This is a genomic window from Prevotella sp. 885 (assembly GCF_002265625.1).
Classification (GTDB): Bacteria; Bacteroidota; Bacteroidia; order Bacteroidales; family Bacteroidaceae; genus Prevotella.
In genome coordinates, this window is record NZ_NOVE01000008.1 from 63331 (window position 1) to 81098 (window position 17768).

Sequence of the window (17768 nt, forward strand, 5' to 3'; positions counted from 1 at the left end):
GAAAACATTATTATGTCAGAAAAAAAGCAACATAAGAACATTATCATCACAGCAGCCTGCACAACGCTCGTCGTTGCCGTGGTGGCTGTGATTGGCGCCATGTCGATAAAGCAGGAACCTGAGACCATCCAGGGACAGGTGGAGGTTTCGGAGTACCGCGTGTCGAGCAAGGTGCCGGGACGTATCCTCGAAATACGTGTGAAGGAGGGCGACTACGTTAACGTGGGCGACACGCTTGCCATACTGGACGCTCCCGAAGTACGCGCAAAGATGACTCAGGCACAGTCGGCTGAGAACGCCGCGGCCGCTATGGACGAAATGGCTAACAACGGTGCACGTCAGGAGCAGGTGCGTGGAGCATTCGCTGTCCTGCAGCAGGCAAAGGCAGGACTGGAGATAGCACAGAAGTCGTATAACCGCGTGCAGCGACTCTACGACGAGGGCGTGATGACAGCTCAGAAGCGCGATGAGGCTTTCGCCAACTACAAGGCGCTGGAGGCGCAGGTGAAGGCTGCGCAGAGTCAGTACGACATGGCTCGTAACGGAGCGCGTTCCGAGGAGAAGAAGGCTGCAGCCGCACAGGTGAACAGAGCCAAGGGTGCTGTGGCTGAGGTCAATTCATACATACACGAGACAATGCAGATAGCGCAGATGGCTGGTGAGGTGAGCGACGTCTATCCGAAGGTGGGCGAGCTTGTCGGAACCGGTTCGCCCATCATGTCCGTATCGCTCATGAACGACATTTGGGGAACCTTCAATGTGCGTGAGGACCAGCTGGACGGCATGAAGGTGGGCAGCATCGTCACCGCTTTCGTCCCTGCCTTCAAGAAGGAGATACGCATGAAGGTGTACTACATCAAGGACCAGGGATCGTATGCTGTGTGGAAGGCAACAAAGTCGAACGGTCAGTACGACCTCAAGACCTTCGAGGTGAAGGCTCGTCCGATGGACAAGCTGGAGGGACTGCGTCCGGGTATGTCGCTGATACTTAAGAGATGAATATCATAAAACGAATATTACATATTGCCCTGCGCGAGTGCAGGAGAATGAAGGCGAATCGCATGTATCTCTTCTGCATGATCGTCTTCCCGGTCTTCGTGACCTTCTTCTTCACGTCGCTCATGGACGAAGGACAACCTCAGGACATGCCGGTGGGCGTGGTGGACCTCGACAATTCCAGCACCACGCGAAAGCTGACTCGTCTGCTCGACTCGTTCCAGTCCACTAAGGTGGTGGCGCATTATCCGAGCGTGGATGAGGCTCGACATGCCGTGCAGAAGGGCGACATCTACGGATTCGTCTACTTCCCCAAGAACACCACGGCAGACCTGCTGGCATCACGCCAGCCCACCATATCTTATTATTACAGCTACGCCTCGCTGACGGCAGGATCGCTGGTATTCAAGGACCTGAAGACAATGGCTACGCTCGGTTCGGCAGCCGTAGGCAAGCAGGTGATGACCGCCAAGGGATATACGGACCGTCAGATAATGGCGTTCCTTCAGCCCATCGTGCTCGACACGCACACCGTGGGCAACCCGTGGGTTAACTATAACGTTTATCTCACCACGATGCTCGTGCCTACGTGTATGCTGCTGCTCGTGTTTCTCATCACGGCTTACTCGTTGGGAACCGAACTGAAGCAGCAGACGGCTAAGCAACTCATGGAGATGTCCGCTGACAATCCGTTCGTGGCTATAACCGGAAAGATGCTTCCGCAGACGATAGTGTGGCTGCTCGTCATGGGCTTCTACCTTTATTATGTCTTCGGCGTGCTGGCATTCCCTCATCCCGGCGGATGGCACATATTGCTGATGCTCGGCGTGCTTGCCGTGTTGGCAGCGCAGGGATTCGGCATTTTTATGTTCGGACTGTTTCCGTCGCTGCGTATGTCGATGAGCATCTGCTCGTTGTGGGGCGTGCTCAGCTTCTCAATGGTGGGCACGGCATTCCCCACGCTTGCCATGGATCCGGAGCTGCAGGTGCTTGCCAATCTTTTCCCGATGAGGCATGTCTTCCTTATCTACGAGATAGCCGCCTTTGGAGGTTATCCGCTTATGGACGTGGCTCCAAGCCTTATAGCCCTTGTGCTCTTCGCCTCGGCACCGCTGCTGGTGATGCTGCGCATCGGAAAGGCATTGAAGGAATACGTCTATATGCCGTAGAACACCACTAATCATCAATACAGAACAACTAACAATAAGGGATGTCAAGAAAAATAATCACTTACATCATAGACGTTGCAAAGGTCTGGATGCACGAGTATAGGCAGATTTTCAAGGATGAGGGCACGCTGCTCTTTGTGATCCTTGTGCCCCTGCTTTATCCCGTGCTCTATTCCTGGATATATAACAATGAGGTGGTGAAGGAGGTGCCCGTGGCTGTGGTTGACTGTTCGCACAGCGCAATGGCAAGAGAGTTTGTGCGCCATTGTGACGCTTCTTCAGACGTGAAGGTGGCGTACAGATGCAACAGCCTGGAGGAAGCCAAGGACCTTGTGGGCCATCAGAAGGTATACGGCGTGATATACATGCCTGAAGACTTCGGCACACGACTCGGACGCATGGAGCAGGCGCATGTCAGCGTCTACTGCAACATGGGACTGATGCTTACCTATAAGGCCATCTTCCAGACATGTACGGCGGTGGCTGCCGACCTCAACTCTCGCATTCAGATAGAACTCTCCGGCGCTTATACGGCAAGAGAAGGGGAAATAACAGCGAGTCCGATAAACGTACGCGACGTACCGATGTTTAACAATACGGGAGGATACGGCAACTTTATCCTGCCCGGTGTGCTTGTGCTCGTGCTGCAGCAGGTGTTGCTTCTCGGCATTGGCATGGCTTATGGCACGTCCTACGAGAAGCACGGATTTGTGCGTCTCAAGCCGATGCTCGAACGCAATTTCGGTCTTTCGCGCATCATGGTGGGCAGGACATTAGGCTTCTTTGTGCTCTTCGTGATGTTGTCGGCTTGGGTGTTGTTGGCAATACCGCGCATCTTCAACTTCGTGCACATAATGCCTCGCGGCGAGTTCCTGCTCTTCACCATACCGTATCTTCTCGCCTGCATCTTCTTCGCCATAACCTTCTCGTTCATTGTAAGGCAGCGAGAGAATGTCATGCTCCTCGTGGTGTTCACATCCGTGCCCTTCCTCTTCATGTCGGGCGTGTCGTGGCCTAAGAGCAACATTCCCGAAATATGGCAATTGACCGGCTATCTCTTCCCGTCCACATTCGGCATTCAGGGCTTCATAAAGCTCAATACCATGGGTTGTCTCTTCTCAGACATCTGGCCGGAGATAAAGGCGCTGTGGATGCAAGTGATAGTCTACGGAGCACTTGCCACGCTCGTGACGAGGTGGCAGGTGAGGAGAAGTTAAGGTATATGTTTGAGAGTTGAGAGTTGGGAATTGAGAGTTATGATATGCTATAAAGCTTATTGATTGCTATAATTGTTTATACTTATAAAAAGTAATCATAACTCTCAACTCTAAATTCTCAACTCTCAACTAATCATATCTCTCAATTTATTGTTGTAAGTTGTTATTTTATCTTTACTTATACCACGGAATTGGATTTTTTTCTCTAATTTTGCACATTTGAAAGAGTGGCACTTTAGCGCGACGGCGTTAAGGGCGCTTTTATTATGCAAAACGAAATCTATAATAATAAGGAATAGAGATGAAAAAGAAAATCCAGTTCAGTCTCGTTTATCGAGATATGTGGCAGTCTTCCGGAAAGTTCCAGCCACGTAAAGACCAGTTGGAGCGCATCGCTCCCGTCATCATCGACATGGGTTGCTTTGCCCGCGTCGAAACCAACGGCGGAGCCTTCGAGCAGGTTAATCTGCTTGCCGGCGAGAATCCAAATGATGCGGTACGCGCTTTCTGCAAGCCTTTCAACGAGGCAGGCATCAAGACCCACATGCTCGACCGCGGTCTCAACGCCCTCCGCATGTATCCCGTACCTGACGATGTACGTGCCCTTATGTATAAGGTAAAGGCAAAGCAGGGTACCAACATCACACGTATCTTCGACGGTCTGAACGACGTGCGCAACATCATTCCCAGCATCAAGTGGGCTAAGGAAGGTGGCATGACTCCCCAGTGCGCACTCTGCATCACCAACTCTCCCGTACACACTCTGGAGTACTACATGAACATCGCTGACCAGCTCGTCGCTGCCGGCGCTGAGGAAATCTGTCTCAAGGACATGGCTGGTATCGGTCAGCCCGCATTCCTCGGCAAGCTCACAAAGATGATCAAGGACAAGTATCCTGAAATCATCATCCAGTATCACGGCCATTCAGGTCCTGGTCTGTCAATGGCTTCCATCCTCGAGGTCTGCAACAACGGCGCAGACATCATCGACACAGCCATCGAGCCGCTTTCATGGGGTAAGGTACATCCGGACGTTATCTCTGTTATCAGCATGTTGAAGAACGAGGGCTTTGAGGTTCCCGAAATCAACATGTCAGCATATATGAAGGCTCGTGCCCTCACTCAGGAGTTCATCGACGAGTGGCTCGGCTACTTCATCAATCCCGGCAACAAGATTATGTCATCGCTCCTTCTCGGCTGCGGTCTCCCCGGCGGTATGATGGGTTCAATGATGGCTGACCTTGGCGGAATGCGCACCACCATCAACAACGTACGCAAGAAGAACGGCGAGGACGAGCTTTCTATGGACGACCTCCTCATCAAGCTCTTCGACGAGGTGGAGTATGTATGGCCGCGCGTAGGTTATCCTCCATTGGTGACACCGTTCTCACAGTACGTGAAGAACATCGCCCTCATGAACCTTCTCACCATCGAGCAGGGCAAGGGTCGCTTCGTAATGATGGACGACTCGATGTGGGGTATGATTCTTGGAAAGTCAGGAAAGATTCCTGGAACCATCGATCCCGAACTCGTAGAGCTTGCCAAGAAGCAGGGTCGCGAATTCACAGACGTTGACGCTCACACTCTCCTCACAGACGCCCTCGACTCATTCCGCAAGGAGATGGACGAGAACGGATGGGAGTATGGTCAGGACGACGAAGAGCTCTTCGAGCTTGCCATGCATCCGGAGCAGTATCGCAACTATAAGAGCGGTCAGGCTAAGAAGAACTTCCTCGCTGACCTCCAGAAGCTCAAGGACGCCAAGCTCGGCGCCAATCTTTCTCCCGAGCAGCTCAGCGCTTACAAGCACGCTAAGGCTGACGCCATCGTTGCTCCCGTTAAGGGCGACATCTACTGGGAGTTCTCTGGCGAAGGCGAGTGCGCACCGACTGTCGAGCCGTTCATCGGCAAGGAGTATAAGGAAGGCGACGTTCTCTGCTACATCCAGGCTCCTTGGGGCGAATTTGTTGAGGTACCAGCTGCACTCGGTGGCAAGATTGTCGAAATCAACGCCAAGCGTGGTTCGAAGGTATCTAAGGGTGACGTTATCGCCTACATTGAGCGCGATCACGAGTAATCTTATATATGTACGAAACAATAATTGACAAATACTACGGAGGATGTGACGCATTGCGCCACATCCTCGTTACGCATAGCGAATCTGTGGCGCGTCGTGCGCTGCAGATAGCTTCTCAACACCCTGAACTAAACATCGACACCGACTTCGTACGCGAAGCAGCCATGCTTCATGACGTCGGAATAATACGCGTGGACGCACCGTCCATTGAATGTCACGGCACGGAGCCGTACATCCGCCACGGTGTCTGCGGCGCCGAACTCCTTCGTTCGGAAGGAATAGACGAGAGATACGCTCGCGTTTGCGAACGCCATACAGGAGCAGGACTCACACTTGACGACATCGTCTCCCAGAACCTGCCGCTGCCTCATCACGACCTGCAGCCCGAAACCATCGAGGAGAAACTGATATGTTACGCGGACAAGTTCTACTCGAAGTCACACCTCTCCCGCGAGAAGACCATCGAGCAGGCTGAGAAAAGCCTCGCAAAGTTCGGTGGCGAAACACTTGCAAGGTTCAGAGCAATGAAAGATATCTTTGAACCGGAAAAGTAATTTGATATAACAAAAGAAACTGAAATTGAGAACAAAGACCCTCATAGCCCTATTGCTCTGCGTTGTCGTCTTCGTGATGGCAAGCTCTGTTGCGCCCTTGTCGCAAAAGCGTAAGAGCAAGAAGGAACTACGCGACTCTATTGAGACGGCTGAGCTTAACATGGAGGCTGACAGCATCTTGCGCGACTCCCTGGGAAGGGAGATTGTGGACACCACGAAGATGGACTCCATGCAACTCGCTATCTATCATCATAACCGTGCCATCGACGATTCCATTCGTCTTGACTCGATTAACCGTCAGCGTGCCAACGGCATCAATTCGCCTGTGCAGTATTCTGCGGAAGACTCGCTCGTCTACGACGCTACGTCAAAGACTGCACGTCTCTACGGTGCTTCAACGGTGAAGTATGAGAACATGGACCTCGCTTCTGAGAAGATACACATGAGCATCGACTCGTCCTTAGTGCATGCCACGGGAGCGCGAGACACCACCGACACCACTGGCTTAAAGCTTATTGGTACGCCTGTCTTCACGATGGGAGCCGACAAGTATGAAAGTGATACGATGGCGTTCAACTTCAAGACAAAGAAGGGTCTTATATCTAAGGTATACACTCAGCAGGAGGACGGTTTCCTCCAGAGTGAGATATCAAAGCGTAACGCCAACGGCGACATTTATCTGCAGCACGGACGTTACACCACTTGCGACGCCAAGCATCCCGACTTCTACATTGCCCTTTCTCGCGCCAAGGTGCGCCCCGGCAAGGACGTGGTGTTCGGTCCAGCATACCTTGTAGTGGCTGACGTGCCTCTGCCGCTTGCCATTCCTTACGGCTTCTTCCCCTTCACCAAGAGCTATTCTTCCGGCTTTATCATGCCTACGTACGGCGATGAGAACAGCCGCGGATTCTATCTGCGCGACGGTGGCTACTATTTTGCCATCAACGACAAGATGGACCTAAAGCTTTTGGGCGAAATCTATACAAAGGGTTCGTGGGGACTGTCTGCGGCGTCTAACTATAACAAGCGCTATCGCTTTAACGGCAGCTTCTACGTAAGCTATCAGGACACCAAGACCGGCGATAAGGGAATGCCCGACTTCTCACGTCAGAAGAGTTTCAAGATTCAGTGGAGCCATCGTCAGGACTCGAAGGCAAATCCTTACAGCTCGCTCTCGGCAAGCGTAAACTTCGCCACGTCAAGCTATGAGCGCAACAACCTCAACTCGCTCTACAATCCGCAGACGCTGACCCAGTCGACACGTACATCTTCTGTATCGTGGAGCACGACCTTCTCAAGCATCGGACTCTCGCTCAGTTCCACTGCCAACCTCTCGCAGAACATGCGCGACTCAAGCATCGCCATGACTCTGCCTGACCTCAACATCTCGATCTCACGCTTCTATCCGTTCAAGAGGAAGCATGCTGTAGGCGACGAGAAGTGGTATGAGAAGATTTCGATGTCGTACACCGGACACATCTCCAACAGCATCAACACGAAGGAAGACCGCTTCCTCCATTCCAATCTGATAAAGGACTGGCGAAACGGATGGAACCACTCTATTCCTATCAGCGGCAACTTCACTCTCTTCAATTACCTCAACATTTCGCCGTCGTTCAACTTCACCGACCGCATGTACACCAACAAGGTGATGCGTTCATGGGACGACACCAGACAGCGTGAGGTATGTGACACCATCTACGGATTCAACAACGTCTATAATTATAACTTATCGATTAGTGCATCCACCAAGATGTATGGTTTCTACATCCCGAGCCGTAAGATATTCGGCGACAAGATACAGGCTGTTCGTCACGTTATTACGCCGTCGGTAAGCTTCAGCTATGCGCCTGACTTCTCTGCCAGCCGTTACGGATATTACAAGACGTATCAGAAAACCAATGCAGACGGTTCGGTGGACCTCGTGGAGTATTCGCCTTACAGCGGACAGCTGTTCGGAGTGCCCGGTAAGGGAAAGACCGGCAACATCAGCTTCGACCTCTCCAACAATGTGGAGATGAAGATAAAGTCTGACAAGGACTCAACTGGATTCAAGAAGCTCAGCATCATCGACGAGCTGGGACTCTCGATGAGCTACAATATGGCTGCTAAGGAGAAGCCGCTCAGCGACCTCTCCATGCGAATTCGTCTGAAATGGTGGAAGAACTATACGTTCAACATGACGGCAGTCTTCGCTTCATACGCCTATGAGCTTGACGCCAACGGACATCCTTATGTGGGCAACCACACGCTTTGGGGCATGGGCAAGTTCGGTCGTTTCCAGGGAACGTCGCAGAACTTCTCATTCACACTCACACCTGATAAGATAAAGAAGTGGTTCGGTGGCGGAGACGACAAGGATGACAAGAAAAAGAAGAACAAGGACGATGAGGACGGTATGGACACCGACATCGAGTCGAACGTGGACGACACAATGGTGGCTGGACAGCGCGGTGCCAAGAAGAAGAGTGGCGGTGGCAAGGCTGAGACCGATGCCGATGGCTACATGCGTTTCAATATGCCGTGGTCGCTGACCTTCGGATATGGTATCACGATGCGAGAGAACACAAGCGGAAAGTTCAATACCAAGTCAATGCGCTATCCGTATAAGTTCACGCAGAACCTCAATGTCAGCGGCAATGTTCGTCTCAGCGACGGATGGAACATCTCGTTCTCATCAGGTTACGACTTCGAGAGAAAGGAACTCTCAATGACGACGGCTTCGCTTCAGCGCGACCTCCACTGCTTCAATATGTCGTGCTCTGTGGTGCTTGCCCCGTACACAAGCTACAACTTCTCGTTCCGATGCAACGCAGCCACGTTGATAGACGCGCTGAAATACGACAAGCGTTCGGGATATAGCAACGCTGTAGAGTGGTATTAAAATAGAATCATACAATAAAAAAAGGAGAGTCCGTAATGGCTCTCCTTTTTTATTGTGAAAATAAATGTGATCCCGTTGGGATTCAAACCCAAGACCTTCAGAACCGGAATCTGACGCTCTATTCAGCTAAGCTACGGGACCTTTATGTCTGCTTACTCTTTAGCAAGTAGATGCAAAGGTACAAAATAAGTTTTAATTCAGCGACCAACCTACAGCTTTTCTTTTTCTTTGATGAGTCCTTCTTCCTTCTCCCTTTGTCCAATAATTTGACGGTTGTGTCTAATTATTGGACAATACATACTATAAGGTTCTTATTCTAATCGTTTGATTATCAACGAAAATATGCTTTTGGCACAGCCATTGTCCTTATTATATAAAAATGAGGAAGATTATGAAAAGAATAGTAATACTGATAGGATGGATGCTTCTTGCGTCTGGAGTCGCGGCACAAAGCTGGAGCCTTGACGACTGTATGAAGTATGCTGTAGGGCATGCCACGGATGTGAAGCGTGAGACTATCAATGCCCGTCAACGCAAGCAAGACTATCATCATGCCGTTGCCGCATTCTTGCCCACCGTCTCTGGTGGAGTGCAGGGGCAGTATGCTTGGGGGCGAAACATCGACCCTGAGACCAATACATATAATAATGTGACGACATTCAACAACTACTATCAGCTTTATGCCGAGCTGAATGTGTTTGACGGTTTCGCCACAATCAATGCTTTTAAGCAAGCACGGTTGAGCCGTGACTATTCTGCTACGGCGATGCAGAACACGCAGGACAATATAGCCATTGACGTGATGCAGAAATACGTGGATGCTGCATACGCAGAGGCAAGCATACGGATAGCAAGCGAGAAGCTGGACGAAAGCCGACGTATGCTGGCAAAGACGAAACGCCAGTATGAACTTGGTGAGAAAGGACGCCCGGATGTGGTGCAGATGGAATCGCAAGTGGCTGAGGACGAATACTGTCTTACGCATCAGCAGAATATGGCAAGGCAGAGTCTGCTTGCCTTGAAATCGGCTATGAATTATCCCATAGGTGATGAATTGAAGTTGGATATTCAATCTAAAGATAAGGAGAAAAGTCTTGCATCATGTCAGCTGACTATAGGCGACAAGCCGAACTCTGAAAATATCTATCAGAGTTTCCTGAATATCTCTCCCGATATGAAGTCGGCAGAGTATGAGGTGGAGTTGGCACATTATGACTATAAGATAGCAAAGGGTAGATTGTTGCCCTCGCTCTCGCTCAGTGGTGGCATCACTACCAACTATTACAAGAATCTCTCTCTGAAAGGGCAATACGATGGATTTGCCTCGCAGTTTCGCAATAACAGTGGCGAATATCTCGCATTGACCCTTTCGATACCTATTTATAATAGCGACCGTTGGCACAGCATGAAGAAAGCACGCAACGACTGGCAGTTGGCGCAGGTAAATCTGGAGGAAGCCCGTCGCAAGCTTCACGACCAGATAGCACAGGCGGTGATGGATGCTGAAGGCTACGCCAAGGAGTTGCGACAGATGCAGAAGAAGGTTGCCTCCGATTCGCTCGCCTATCACATGTCGAGCCGTAAGTTTGAGGAAGGAATGCTTTCCACATTCGATCTGCATACAGCAGCCCAGACGCTTCTTGAGAGTAGGATAAAGGAACTACAGATGCAGATGCTGCTCATAATCAAGCAAAGGTTAGTGGAATATTATAAAGGAGAAAAATTAATAAGATAAAACTATGGATATCAAGATAGAAAAGAAAAAATATCTCGTGCCCCGTAAGTATTGGGCATGGATAGCAGGAGGAGCGGTTCTTGTAGCTGTCCTCGTATGGTTGGGCTTGAGCAATTTCTCTTCCACATTGAAGGTGGACAGAAAGAGCTTGAGCATAGGAAATGTGGAGCGAGCGCAGTTCAACGATTATGTTTCGGTGGACGGACAGGTGGTGCCTATCTCCGTGGTGCAAATCAGTTCGGAGGAGGGTGGCATCGTCTTGGAGAAAGTAGTGGATGAAGGCGCCCACGTCAACAAGGGCGATGTCATTGTGCGACTGAGCAATTCTAATCTCGACCTTGAGATTCTGAATGCCGAAAGCGAATTGGCAGAGAAGCAGAACATGCTACGCAACACTCAGATATCAATGGAACAAGACCGACTGAGCAATAGCAACGAGGAGCTTTCGCTTTCGCAGGACGTAATCACCAAGCGTCGAGCCTATGAGCATCAGGAGACTTTGCACAAGGAACAGCTCAATTCGCGCGAGGAGTATCTTAAGGCTAAGGAAGCTTACGACCTTGCCGTAAAGAAGCATGCGCTTATAAGCAAGCGACTGAAGAAGGACGCACAGCTTCGACATTCTCAGATGGAACAGATGGGTGATAATCTGGAAGCCATGCAGAAGAATGTGCTGCTGGTTCGACAGCGCAAGGAGAAGCTGAACATTCGCAGCACCATTTCGGGTGAAATTGGTTTGCTGGATGTGGAGCTTGGACAGAGCATACAGGCAGGACAGAAGATAGGAGTGATAAACGATCTAAGCGATTACAAGGTGCAGGCGCAGGTGGATGAGCATTACATCGACCGTGTGAAGCCGGGGCTTAATGCCTCTTTCGTACAGAACGGCAAGCATTATCTTCTGCAAGTCCGCAAGGTTTATCCCGAAGTGAGAGACGGCAGGTTCCGCATCGACTTCGTCTTCAAAGGCGTACGCCCAGACAATATCCGTACCGGTCAGACATATTACGTGGATTTGCAGCTCGGACAGTCTAAGCAGGCAATAATCATCCCTAAAGGCACGTTTTATAGTGTAACGGGCGGTCAATGGATTTACGTGTTAGACCGTGACGGCAAGAAGGCTTATCGCCGCAAGATAACCATTGGTCGCCAGAATCCTCAATACTATGAGGTGATAGAAGGTTTGGAGCCGGGTGAGCAGGTTATCGTTAGCGGCTACGAAGCATATAAGGACAATGATGTCTTGGTGATTAATTAGTAGTGATTAGTGATTAATTGGGCTAACGCCCTTGAAACAGAATATTGATATGAATAATATTATTAACGCATTCAAGAATCTGCCTCGAAGGGGCCAGCACAACTTCGTTAAGATATTGTGTCTGGCGCTCGGACTGGCAATCAGTTCGGTGATTATCGCCGAGATTTATTTCGAGCAGACCTACGATACGTATTTCCCTGGATGGGAGAGGACGTATATGATTTCGGAAGTGGGTACTAACCAAGACGAAACTTTGAAGTTTAACCAAACTTCAGGAGCTACCGCTCAAGGTGTAAAGCAATATGCGCCTATGGTGGAAGCAGCCACCCGTACTGATTTTTTTCATAACGATGCCCAATGCAAGCTTGAAAACCAGAACGTCGTGTCTGCCAATATCTTGATGGCAGACAGTTGTTTCTTCGATGTCTTTCCGCAGAAGATGTTGGTGGGCAATGCCAAGCAGATATTGTCCCAACCGTTGTCTTGCCTTATAGATTCAGAAACAGCAGCAAAGATTGGCGGCAATGTCGTAGGCAAACATTTCACGCTTCCCAATTATCCGGGAACAACTTTTACTATCTATGGTGTTTTCGAAGAGTTTCCATGGGGTTCATCTTTGCATGACATTCAGATGATTCTGTCAATGCCCAGTACACCATACGTATATTCTTACGATGGCAGAGATCAATGGGTGGGAAATGATCGCTATTCGTCATACATCCGGTTGGCAAAGGGACATGATGCAAAAGAACTCAAGCCTTACGTGAATAAGATGCGAGAGGATCATTTTCCTCTGAAGGAGATGAAGAATATGGGATTGGAACTCAACTACGATTTCACGGTGTTGAGCGATGTTTACACCCAAGACCCTTACATCAAGAAGATGGGATGGATTATGTCTATTGTGGCTTTTGTCCTCCTTTTCACTTCTGTGATGAATTATCTGCTTATCATCGTTGGAAATCTTGTAAGCCGTTCTCGCGAGATGGCTGTCCGCAAGTGCTACGGTGCCAAACCTAAGAACATTCATGCCATTATCTTCTCCGAAGCTTTGGTGCATGTGGGGTTGGCTGTTGTTCTTGCAGCTTTACTCGTATTCCTTTGCAAGGGAACTATCGAGAATTTCCTTTCTGCTCCGATAAGCACGTTGGTGCTTAATCGTGGCAGTTGGATATTGGTGGTTATTTGTCTTTTGGTATTGCTAATTGGCGGTTTTGTGCCTGGTTGGCTTTACAACAAGATTCCAGTAGCCATTGCTTTCCGTGGTTATAATGAGAACCGCAACCGATGGAAGCTTGCCTTGTTGGGCATCCAGTTCGTTATCTCTGGTTTGCTGTTTAGTCTGCTTTACATAGTGAATGGTCAGTACCAGCTGATGTTGGGTCTCGATCTTGGATATGATTATGATAATGTGGCGATAGTTTCGATAGATGCCAGCGATGCTAATCAGCGCCAGCAATGTATGGCTGAAATCAGACGAATGCCGAATGTCAAGGATTGTTGTTCTACTTACTCTGTTCCGATAAATGGATATAATAGTGGTGGAAATATGGTTGGAATACCCGGTGATGATAATAACACCATTAATATTATGGAGATGTCGGGAGTGGACGACAATTACTTTAAGATGATGAACATCCCTATCGTTCAGGGTTCGTTCTTTACCGATAGAAGTGACAGCTGCCGTCAGGTAATCATTGATGAGCGATGTGCTGAGAAACTCATCAAAACATGGCATTGGAAGGATGGCGTTGTAGGCAAGCAGATTACTTGTACGGGACATGACGAAAACGTTTTCACCGTCTGCGGTGTATGCAAAAACGTTCGTTGGGGTGATGTAAGAACCTGTGGAGATATGATGAATGGTTTCCCTTTATTGTATTTCTATTCACTCAAGAGGTCTTTCTATATATTGGTTAAGTTTAATGAACTGAAGGAAGAATCGTTGTCGGAGCTACAGCAGAAGGTGCAGTCGTTGTATCCTAACAATAAGGTCATCGTGAAGAGTTATGCTTCAGAATTGGCTAATCAGTATGCTTCCCAATTGAATTTCCGCAACGGCATCCTCGTGGCTGGTATCGTGACGATGATTATCGCCCTCTTCGGATTGGTGGGTTATACGAGCGATGAGGTAAACCGCCGCCGCAAGGAGATAGCGATAAGAAAGGTGAACGGAGCGAAGGTGAAGGATATTCTTCGCATCTTCCTGAAGGACATTATGAAGATTGCTTTGCCTTGCATCATCGTGGGCGACATTGGGGCTTGGCTCATAGCCAGACAATGGCTGATGTCGTTCAGCGAGAAGATTACTATCACACCTTTACTCTTTATCTGTGTTACGATTCTGCTGCTCGTCATCATCGCCCTATCAGTAATCATCAACTGCTACAAGGTGGCGAATAGTAATCCGGTGAAATATCTCAAGGATGAATAACTAAATGTTGAACACTTAATATTGAATAATAAAATGCTTAAAATAGAGAATCTTTGCAAGTCATTCCGCACAGAAGATGTGGAGACTATAGCTTTAAATAATGTGTCGTTCACAGTAGAAGACGGTGAGTTTGTTGCCATTATGGGACCGTCAGGTTGTGGCAAATCCACTTTACTCAATATCCTTGGATTATTGGATAATCCTACATCGGGAAAATATTTCTTGGGCAATCATGAGGTGGCTAACCTTAAAGAAAACGAACGTACGGATGTGCGCAAGGGCGAGATAGGTTTCGTGTTCCAGAGCTTCAACCTCATTGACGAACTGACTGTGGAGGAGAACATAGAGCTTCCTCTTACTTACCTTGACATTCCGAAGTCGGAGCGCAAGGCAAAGGTGGAAGCCATCATGAAGCGCATGGCCATCAGCCATCGTGCCAAGCATTTCCCTCATCAGCTCTCTGGAGGTCAGCAGCAGCGAGTAGCCATTGCCCGTGCTGTGGTCTTCGGACCTAAGCTCATCCTCGCTGATGAGCCTACGGGTAACCTCGACTCAAAGAATGGAGCCGAAGTGATGCGTCTGCTTACCGAGCTTAACCACGAAGGCACCACCATCGTCATGGTAACGCATAATGAGCACGATGCCAAGATTGCCCATCGCATCATCAGATTGTTTGATGGACAAATAGTGGAAGGGTAGAAATATCCATAAATTTATGTCATAATGAATCTCCTAAGTCATGCTGTACTTGGGAGATTCTTGCGCTTTTTTGAGGCTTATCCTCGAAAAAGTGTTGTTTTCGTTAGTTTATATCCTCGAAAAAGTGTATCCTCCTTCAGAAATCCGCAAAATGTCTGGTGTAATCTAACAAGATAAATGTATCGTTATTGGATGACGATGCGGAACGTGGTGATGCCATGCGTTTTGTCCTGACTTAGCGAAAGGCTGCCTCCGCTTACTCGCATGATTTGGCGGGATAGGGAGAGACCGATGCCGCTTCCTTCGGGCTTAGTGGTGAAGAAAGGAATGAAGATGTGGGAGGCTATGTCGTCGGGGATAAGCCCGGCGTTGTTGCTTACGTCGATGATGACGGCTTCATGTTCATTGGTGTAAGCGTGGAGGCGGATGAATGGTTTGGTGGTAGGTTCGGATTGCAAGTCATTGAAAGCCTCTACGGCATTTTTCAGAAGATTTGTCACTACGTGCGAGATAAGGCTCTCGTCGGCATAAGCTAACAAGTCCTTTGGCGTTACCGCTATTTCCACTTCATGATTGCAAAGCATTGCCATACGTTCGAGGAACGGCTCCACATAGAATAGAGCGGGTTGAGGCTGTGGCACATGAGTGAAGCGGCGGTAGTTGTTGACGAAAGCCAAGAGTTCGGTTCCGGTCTTGTGGATGGTCTCCAATCCTTGCTTCAGCTTGGCTTGCTCTGTTGGTTGCGGTTCTGCTGCGTTCTGCTCTTCGTTATCGAGTTCTTTCAGCAAAGTCTCGCTGAGCGAAGTTACCGGCGTGATGGTATTCATTATTTCATGTGTCAGCACACGAATCAGCTTAATCCATGAGTCCACCTCTTGGTTGCTAAGCTCGTGGCTTACGTCGCTCAGGGCGATGATGCGCACATGCTTGCCTTTCAGCATGGCTTGCGTCTCATGCTTAGCCAGATGTTCGTCCTTTAGTCTCTCCCTTACCTGATTGATGTGGGTGAGCACGTCGGTGTCGAGCAATCGGAGAGCAGCCTGGTTGTGCTGCAAGATGTTGTCCTGACTGTCCACCACCATTATGCCCGTATCCACCGCATTCAGTATCTGCTCGTAATATTTCTCCCGCTCCATCTGCTCCTCCCTTGTATGCTGCAGGAAAAGCTTGATGCGGTTAAGAGATTGGTGCAGAATCTTGTCCTCCTTATTCCTTTTTTCTGTGGGGAAGTTGAAGGAGAAGTCGCCATTGTCAATGGCATCAAATAGGAAGCGCACCTTCTTGATGTTGCGACGATAGTGGCGGTAGAGGCGAACATAGCCCACTACAGCCACAAGCAAAACCACTATGATGACAATCAGTTTATAGTCCATATCGCTTGATCTTATTATAAAGCGTCTGACGGGAAATGCCCAGCCTTGCTGCCACCACCGACAGATTACCCTTGCATTCCTTGATGGTTTTCTCTATCATGCGACTCTCCATCTCGTCGAGCGTCTGCACCTCCTCCAACGGTTTCTCCCTTCTCGTCTGGTTGCCGCCGTCGATATCCTCAGCCGAAATCATTCCGCCGTCGGACAATATCACGGCTTTCTCGATGGCGTGCTGAAGCTCTCGGATATTGCCATACCAAGGCAGGCTTGTGAGCTTCTTCTCTGCCTCATCCGAGAAGCGAAGGTTAGTCTTGTTGTAAATGTCGCCATACTGACGAAGGAATCGGTTGGCGAGCGGCACGATGTCGGCCTTTCTCTGTCTGAGGGCTGGCAGTTCCAGGTGGATAGTGTTGATACGATAGAGCAAATCCTCTCTGAATTCGCCGTCGTTAACCATCTGCTGCAGATTGCGGTTGGTGGCGCAGACCAGTCGGACATCCACGGGTATCTGAGTGGAACCGCCCACTCTCACGATGCTTCTGCGTTGCAGGGCGGTGAGGAGCTTTGCCTGAAGGCTATACGAGAGGTTTCCGATTTCGTCCAGAAAGATGGTGCTGCCATCTGCCAGCTCAAACTTGCCCGGTTTGTCCACCTTGGCATCCGTAAATGCGCCCTTCACATGACCGAACAGTTCGCTCTCGAAAAGGGTTTCCGAAATGGCTCCCATGTCCACCGGCAGCATCTTCTTACCGCTGCGAGCCGACAGCCGATGAATCTCGTTAGCCAATACCTCCTTGCCCGTACCGTTTTCGCCCGTGATAAGGATGTTGGCATCGGTGGCTGCCACCTTCTCCACCACGTGTCTCAAATCGGTCATCACCTCGCTCTCTCCCCAATACATCATGCCTTGTGCATTCTTTCCTCCAAGCTTGCCCGCGGCTTTGTCCGCAGCCTTGTTCTTGTCCCTTGCCTCCGTCAGCGTGCTGATCATCTTCCCGTTGTCGAAAGGCTTGACGATGAAGTCGGCTGCACCTTCCTTGATGCCCGTTACGGCAAGCTGTATGTCGGCATAAGCGGTGAAGAGCACCACCTCGGTCTTCGGACTAAGGCTCTTGATTTCTCTAAGCCAAAAGAGGCCCTCGTTCCCCGAATTGATGCCACTCGAAAAGTTCATGTCGAGCAAAACCACGTCAGGATGTTCCTCTCTGAGTTTGGCAGGAATTGAGTTAGGGTTGGCTATAGTGATGATATTGGCGAATACGGGTTCGAGCAACATCCTCACCGTAGTGAGAATATTGCGGTTGTCATCAACAATAAGTATCGTTCCTTGTTTCTTTATCATGGTTTGATTTTTATATGATGATATCTTCCT

The 17768-nt window shown here is 49.5% G+C and carries 12 protein-coding genes and 1 tRNA gene; 10 read left to right on the forward strand and 3 right to left on the reverse strand.

Features of this window, described 5'->3' with window-relative positions:
* Positions 1 to 12 precede the first annotated feature (12 nt).
* The 6 genes from CHL74_RS04630 (at position 13) to CHL74_RS04655 (ending at position 8897) form a co-directional block, all read left to right on the forward strand.
* The gene (locus CHL74_RS04630) at positions 13 to 999 is read left to right on the forward strand and encodes an HlyD family secretion protein (RefSeq protein ID WP_094879998.1); all 987 of its coding nucleotides are present in this window, start codon (positions 13 to 15) and stop codon (positions 997 to 999) included.
* A complete protein-coding gene (locus CHL74_RS04635) occupies positions 996 to 2165 on the forward strand; it encodes an ABC transporter permease (protein WP_176452169.1) in 1170 nt (389 codons plus the stop codon). Before CHL74_RS04630 ends, CHL74_RS04635 begins: the two co-directional genes overlap by 4 nt.
* 41 nt (positions 2166 to 2206) lie before the next feature.
* Positions 2207 to 3382 carry an ABC transporter permease gene (locus tag CHL74_RS04640; protein WP_094879999.1) on the forward strand — a complete coding sequence of 392 codons (1176 nt, stop codon included), beginning with the start codon at positions 2207 to 2209 and terminating at the stop codon, positions 3380 to 3382.
* Between the two features lie 301 nt (positions 3383 to 3683).
* Complete coding sequence (locus tag CHL74_RS04645) at positions 3684 to 5459, forward strand: biotin/lipoyl-binding protein (protein WP_094880000.1); 1776 nt, start codon at positions 3684 to 3686, stop codon at positions 5457 to 5459.
* Positions 5460 to 5467: 8 nt separating this feature from the next.
* Positions 5468 to 6013: an HDIG domain-containing metalloprotein gene (locus CHL74_RS04650; protein ID WP_094880001.1), complete on the forward strand. Its 546-nt coding sequence runs from the start codon at positions 5468 to 5470 to the stop codon at positions 6011 to 6013.
* 76 nt (positions 6014 to 6089) lie between these two features.
* On the forward strand, positions 6090 to 8897 hold the full coding sequence (locus tag CHL74_RS04655) for a putative LPS assembly protein LptD (protein ID WP_254923221.1): 2808 nt from the start codon (positions 6090 to 6092) through the stop codon (positions 8895 to 8897).
* A 67-nt stretch (positions 8898 to 8964) separates the two neighbouring features.
* Here CHL74_RS04655 and CHL74_RS04660 read toward each other — a convergent pair.
* Positions 8965 to 9038: transfer RNA gene (locus CHL74_RS04660), tRNA-Arg, on the reverse strand.
* Positions 9039 to 9288: 250 nt separating this feature from the next.
* Between CHL74_RS04660 and CHL74_RS04665 the strand changes: the two genes are divergently transcribed.
* From CHL74_RS04665 to CHL74_RS04680, 4 genes are read left to right on the forward strand one after another with little or no spacing between them, the layout of a single operon-like run.
* Positions 9289 to 10632, forward strand: a complete 1344-nt coding sequence (locus tag CHL74_RS04665; protein ID WP_094880003.1) for a TolC family protein — start codon at positions 9289 to 9291, stop codon at positions 10630 to 10632.
* A gap of 4 nt (positions 10633 to 10636) precedes the next feature.
* Positions 10637 to 11890, forward strand: a complete 1254-nt coding sequence (locus CHL74_RS04670) for an efflux RND transporter periplasmic adaptor subunit (RefSeq protein ID WP_094880004.1) — start codon at positions 10637 to 10639, stop codon at positions 11888 to 11890.
* A 49-nt stretch (positions 11891 to 11939) separates the two neighbouring features.
* Positions 11940 to 14324 carry an ABC transporter permease gene (locus CHL74_RS04675; RefSeq protein ID WP_094880005.1) on the forward strand — a complete coding sequence of 795 codons (2385 nt, stop codon included), beginning with the start codon at positions 11940 to 11942 and terminating at the stop codon, positions 14322 to 14324.
* A gap of 33 nt (positions 14325 to 14357) precedes the next feature.
* Complete coding sequence (locus CHL74_RS04680; protein WP_094880006.1) at positions 14358 to 15023, forward strand: ABC transporter ATP-binding protein; 666 nt, start codon at positions 14358 to 14360, stop codon at positions 15021 to 15023.
* A 185-nt stretch (positions 15024 to 15208) separates the two neighbouring features.
* Here the strand turns inward: CHL74_RS04680 and CHL74_RS04685 are convergent, their stop codons facing one another.
* Together CHL74_RS04685 and CHL74_RS04690 are read right to left on the reverse strand one after the other, a co-directional pair.
* Positions 15209 to 16396, reverse strand: coding sequence for a sensor histidine kinase (locus tag CHL74_RS04685; protein ID WP_094880007.1), 1188 nt, complete (start codon positions 16394 to 16396; stop codon positions 15209 to 15211).
* Positions 16386 to 17738 carry a sigma-54-dependent transcriptional regulator gene (locus tag CHL74_RS04690; RefSeq protein ID WP_094880008.1) on the reverse strand — a complete coding sequence of 451 codons (1353 nt, stop codon included), beginning with the start codon at positions 17736 to 17738 and terminating at the stop codon, positions 16386 to 16388. The genes CHL74_RS04685 and CHL74_RS04690 overlap by 11 nt, the downstream gene beginning before the upstream one ends.
* Positions 17739 to 17768: the final 30 nt, after the last annotated feature.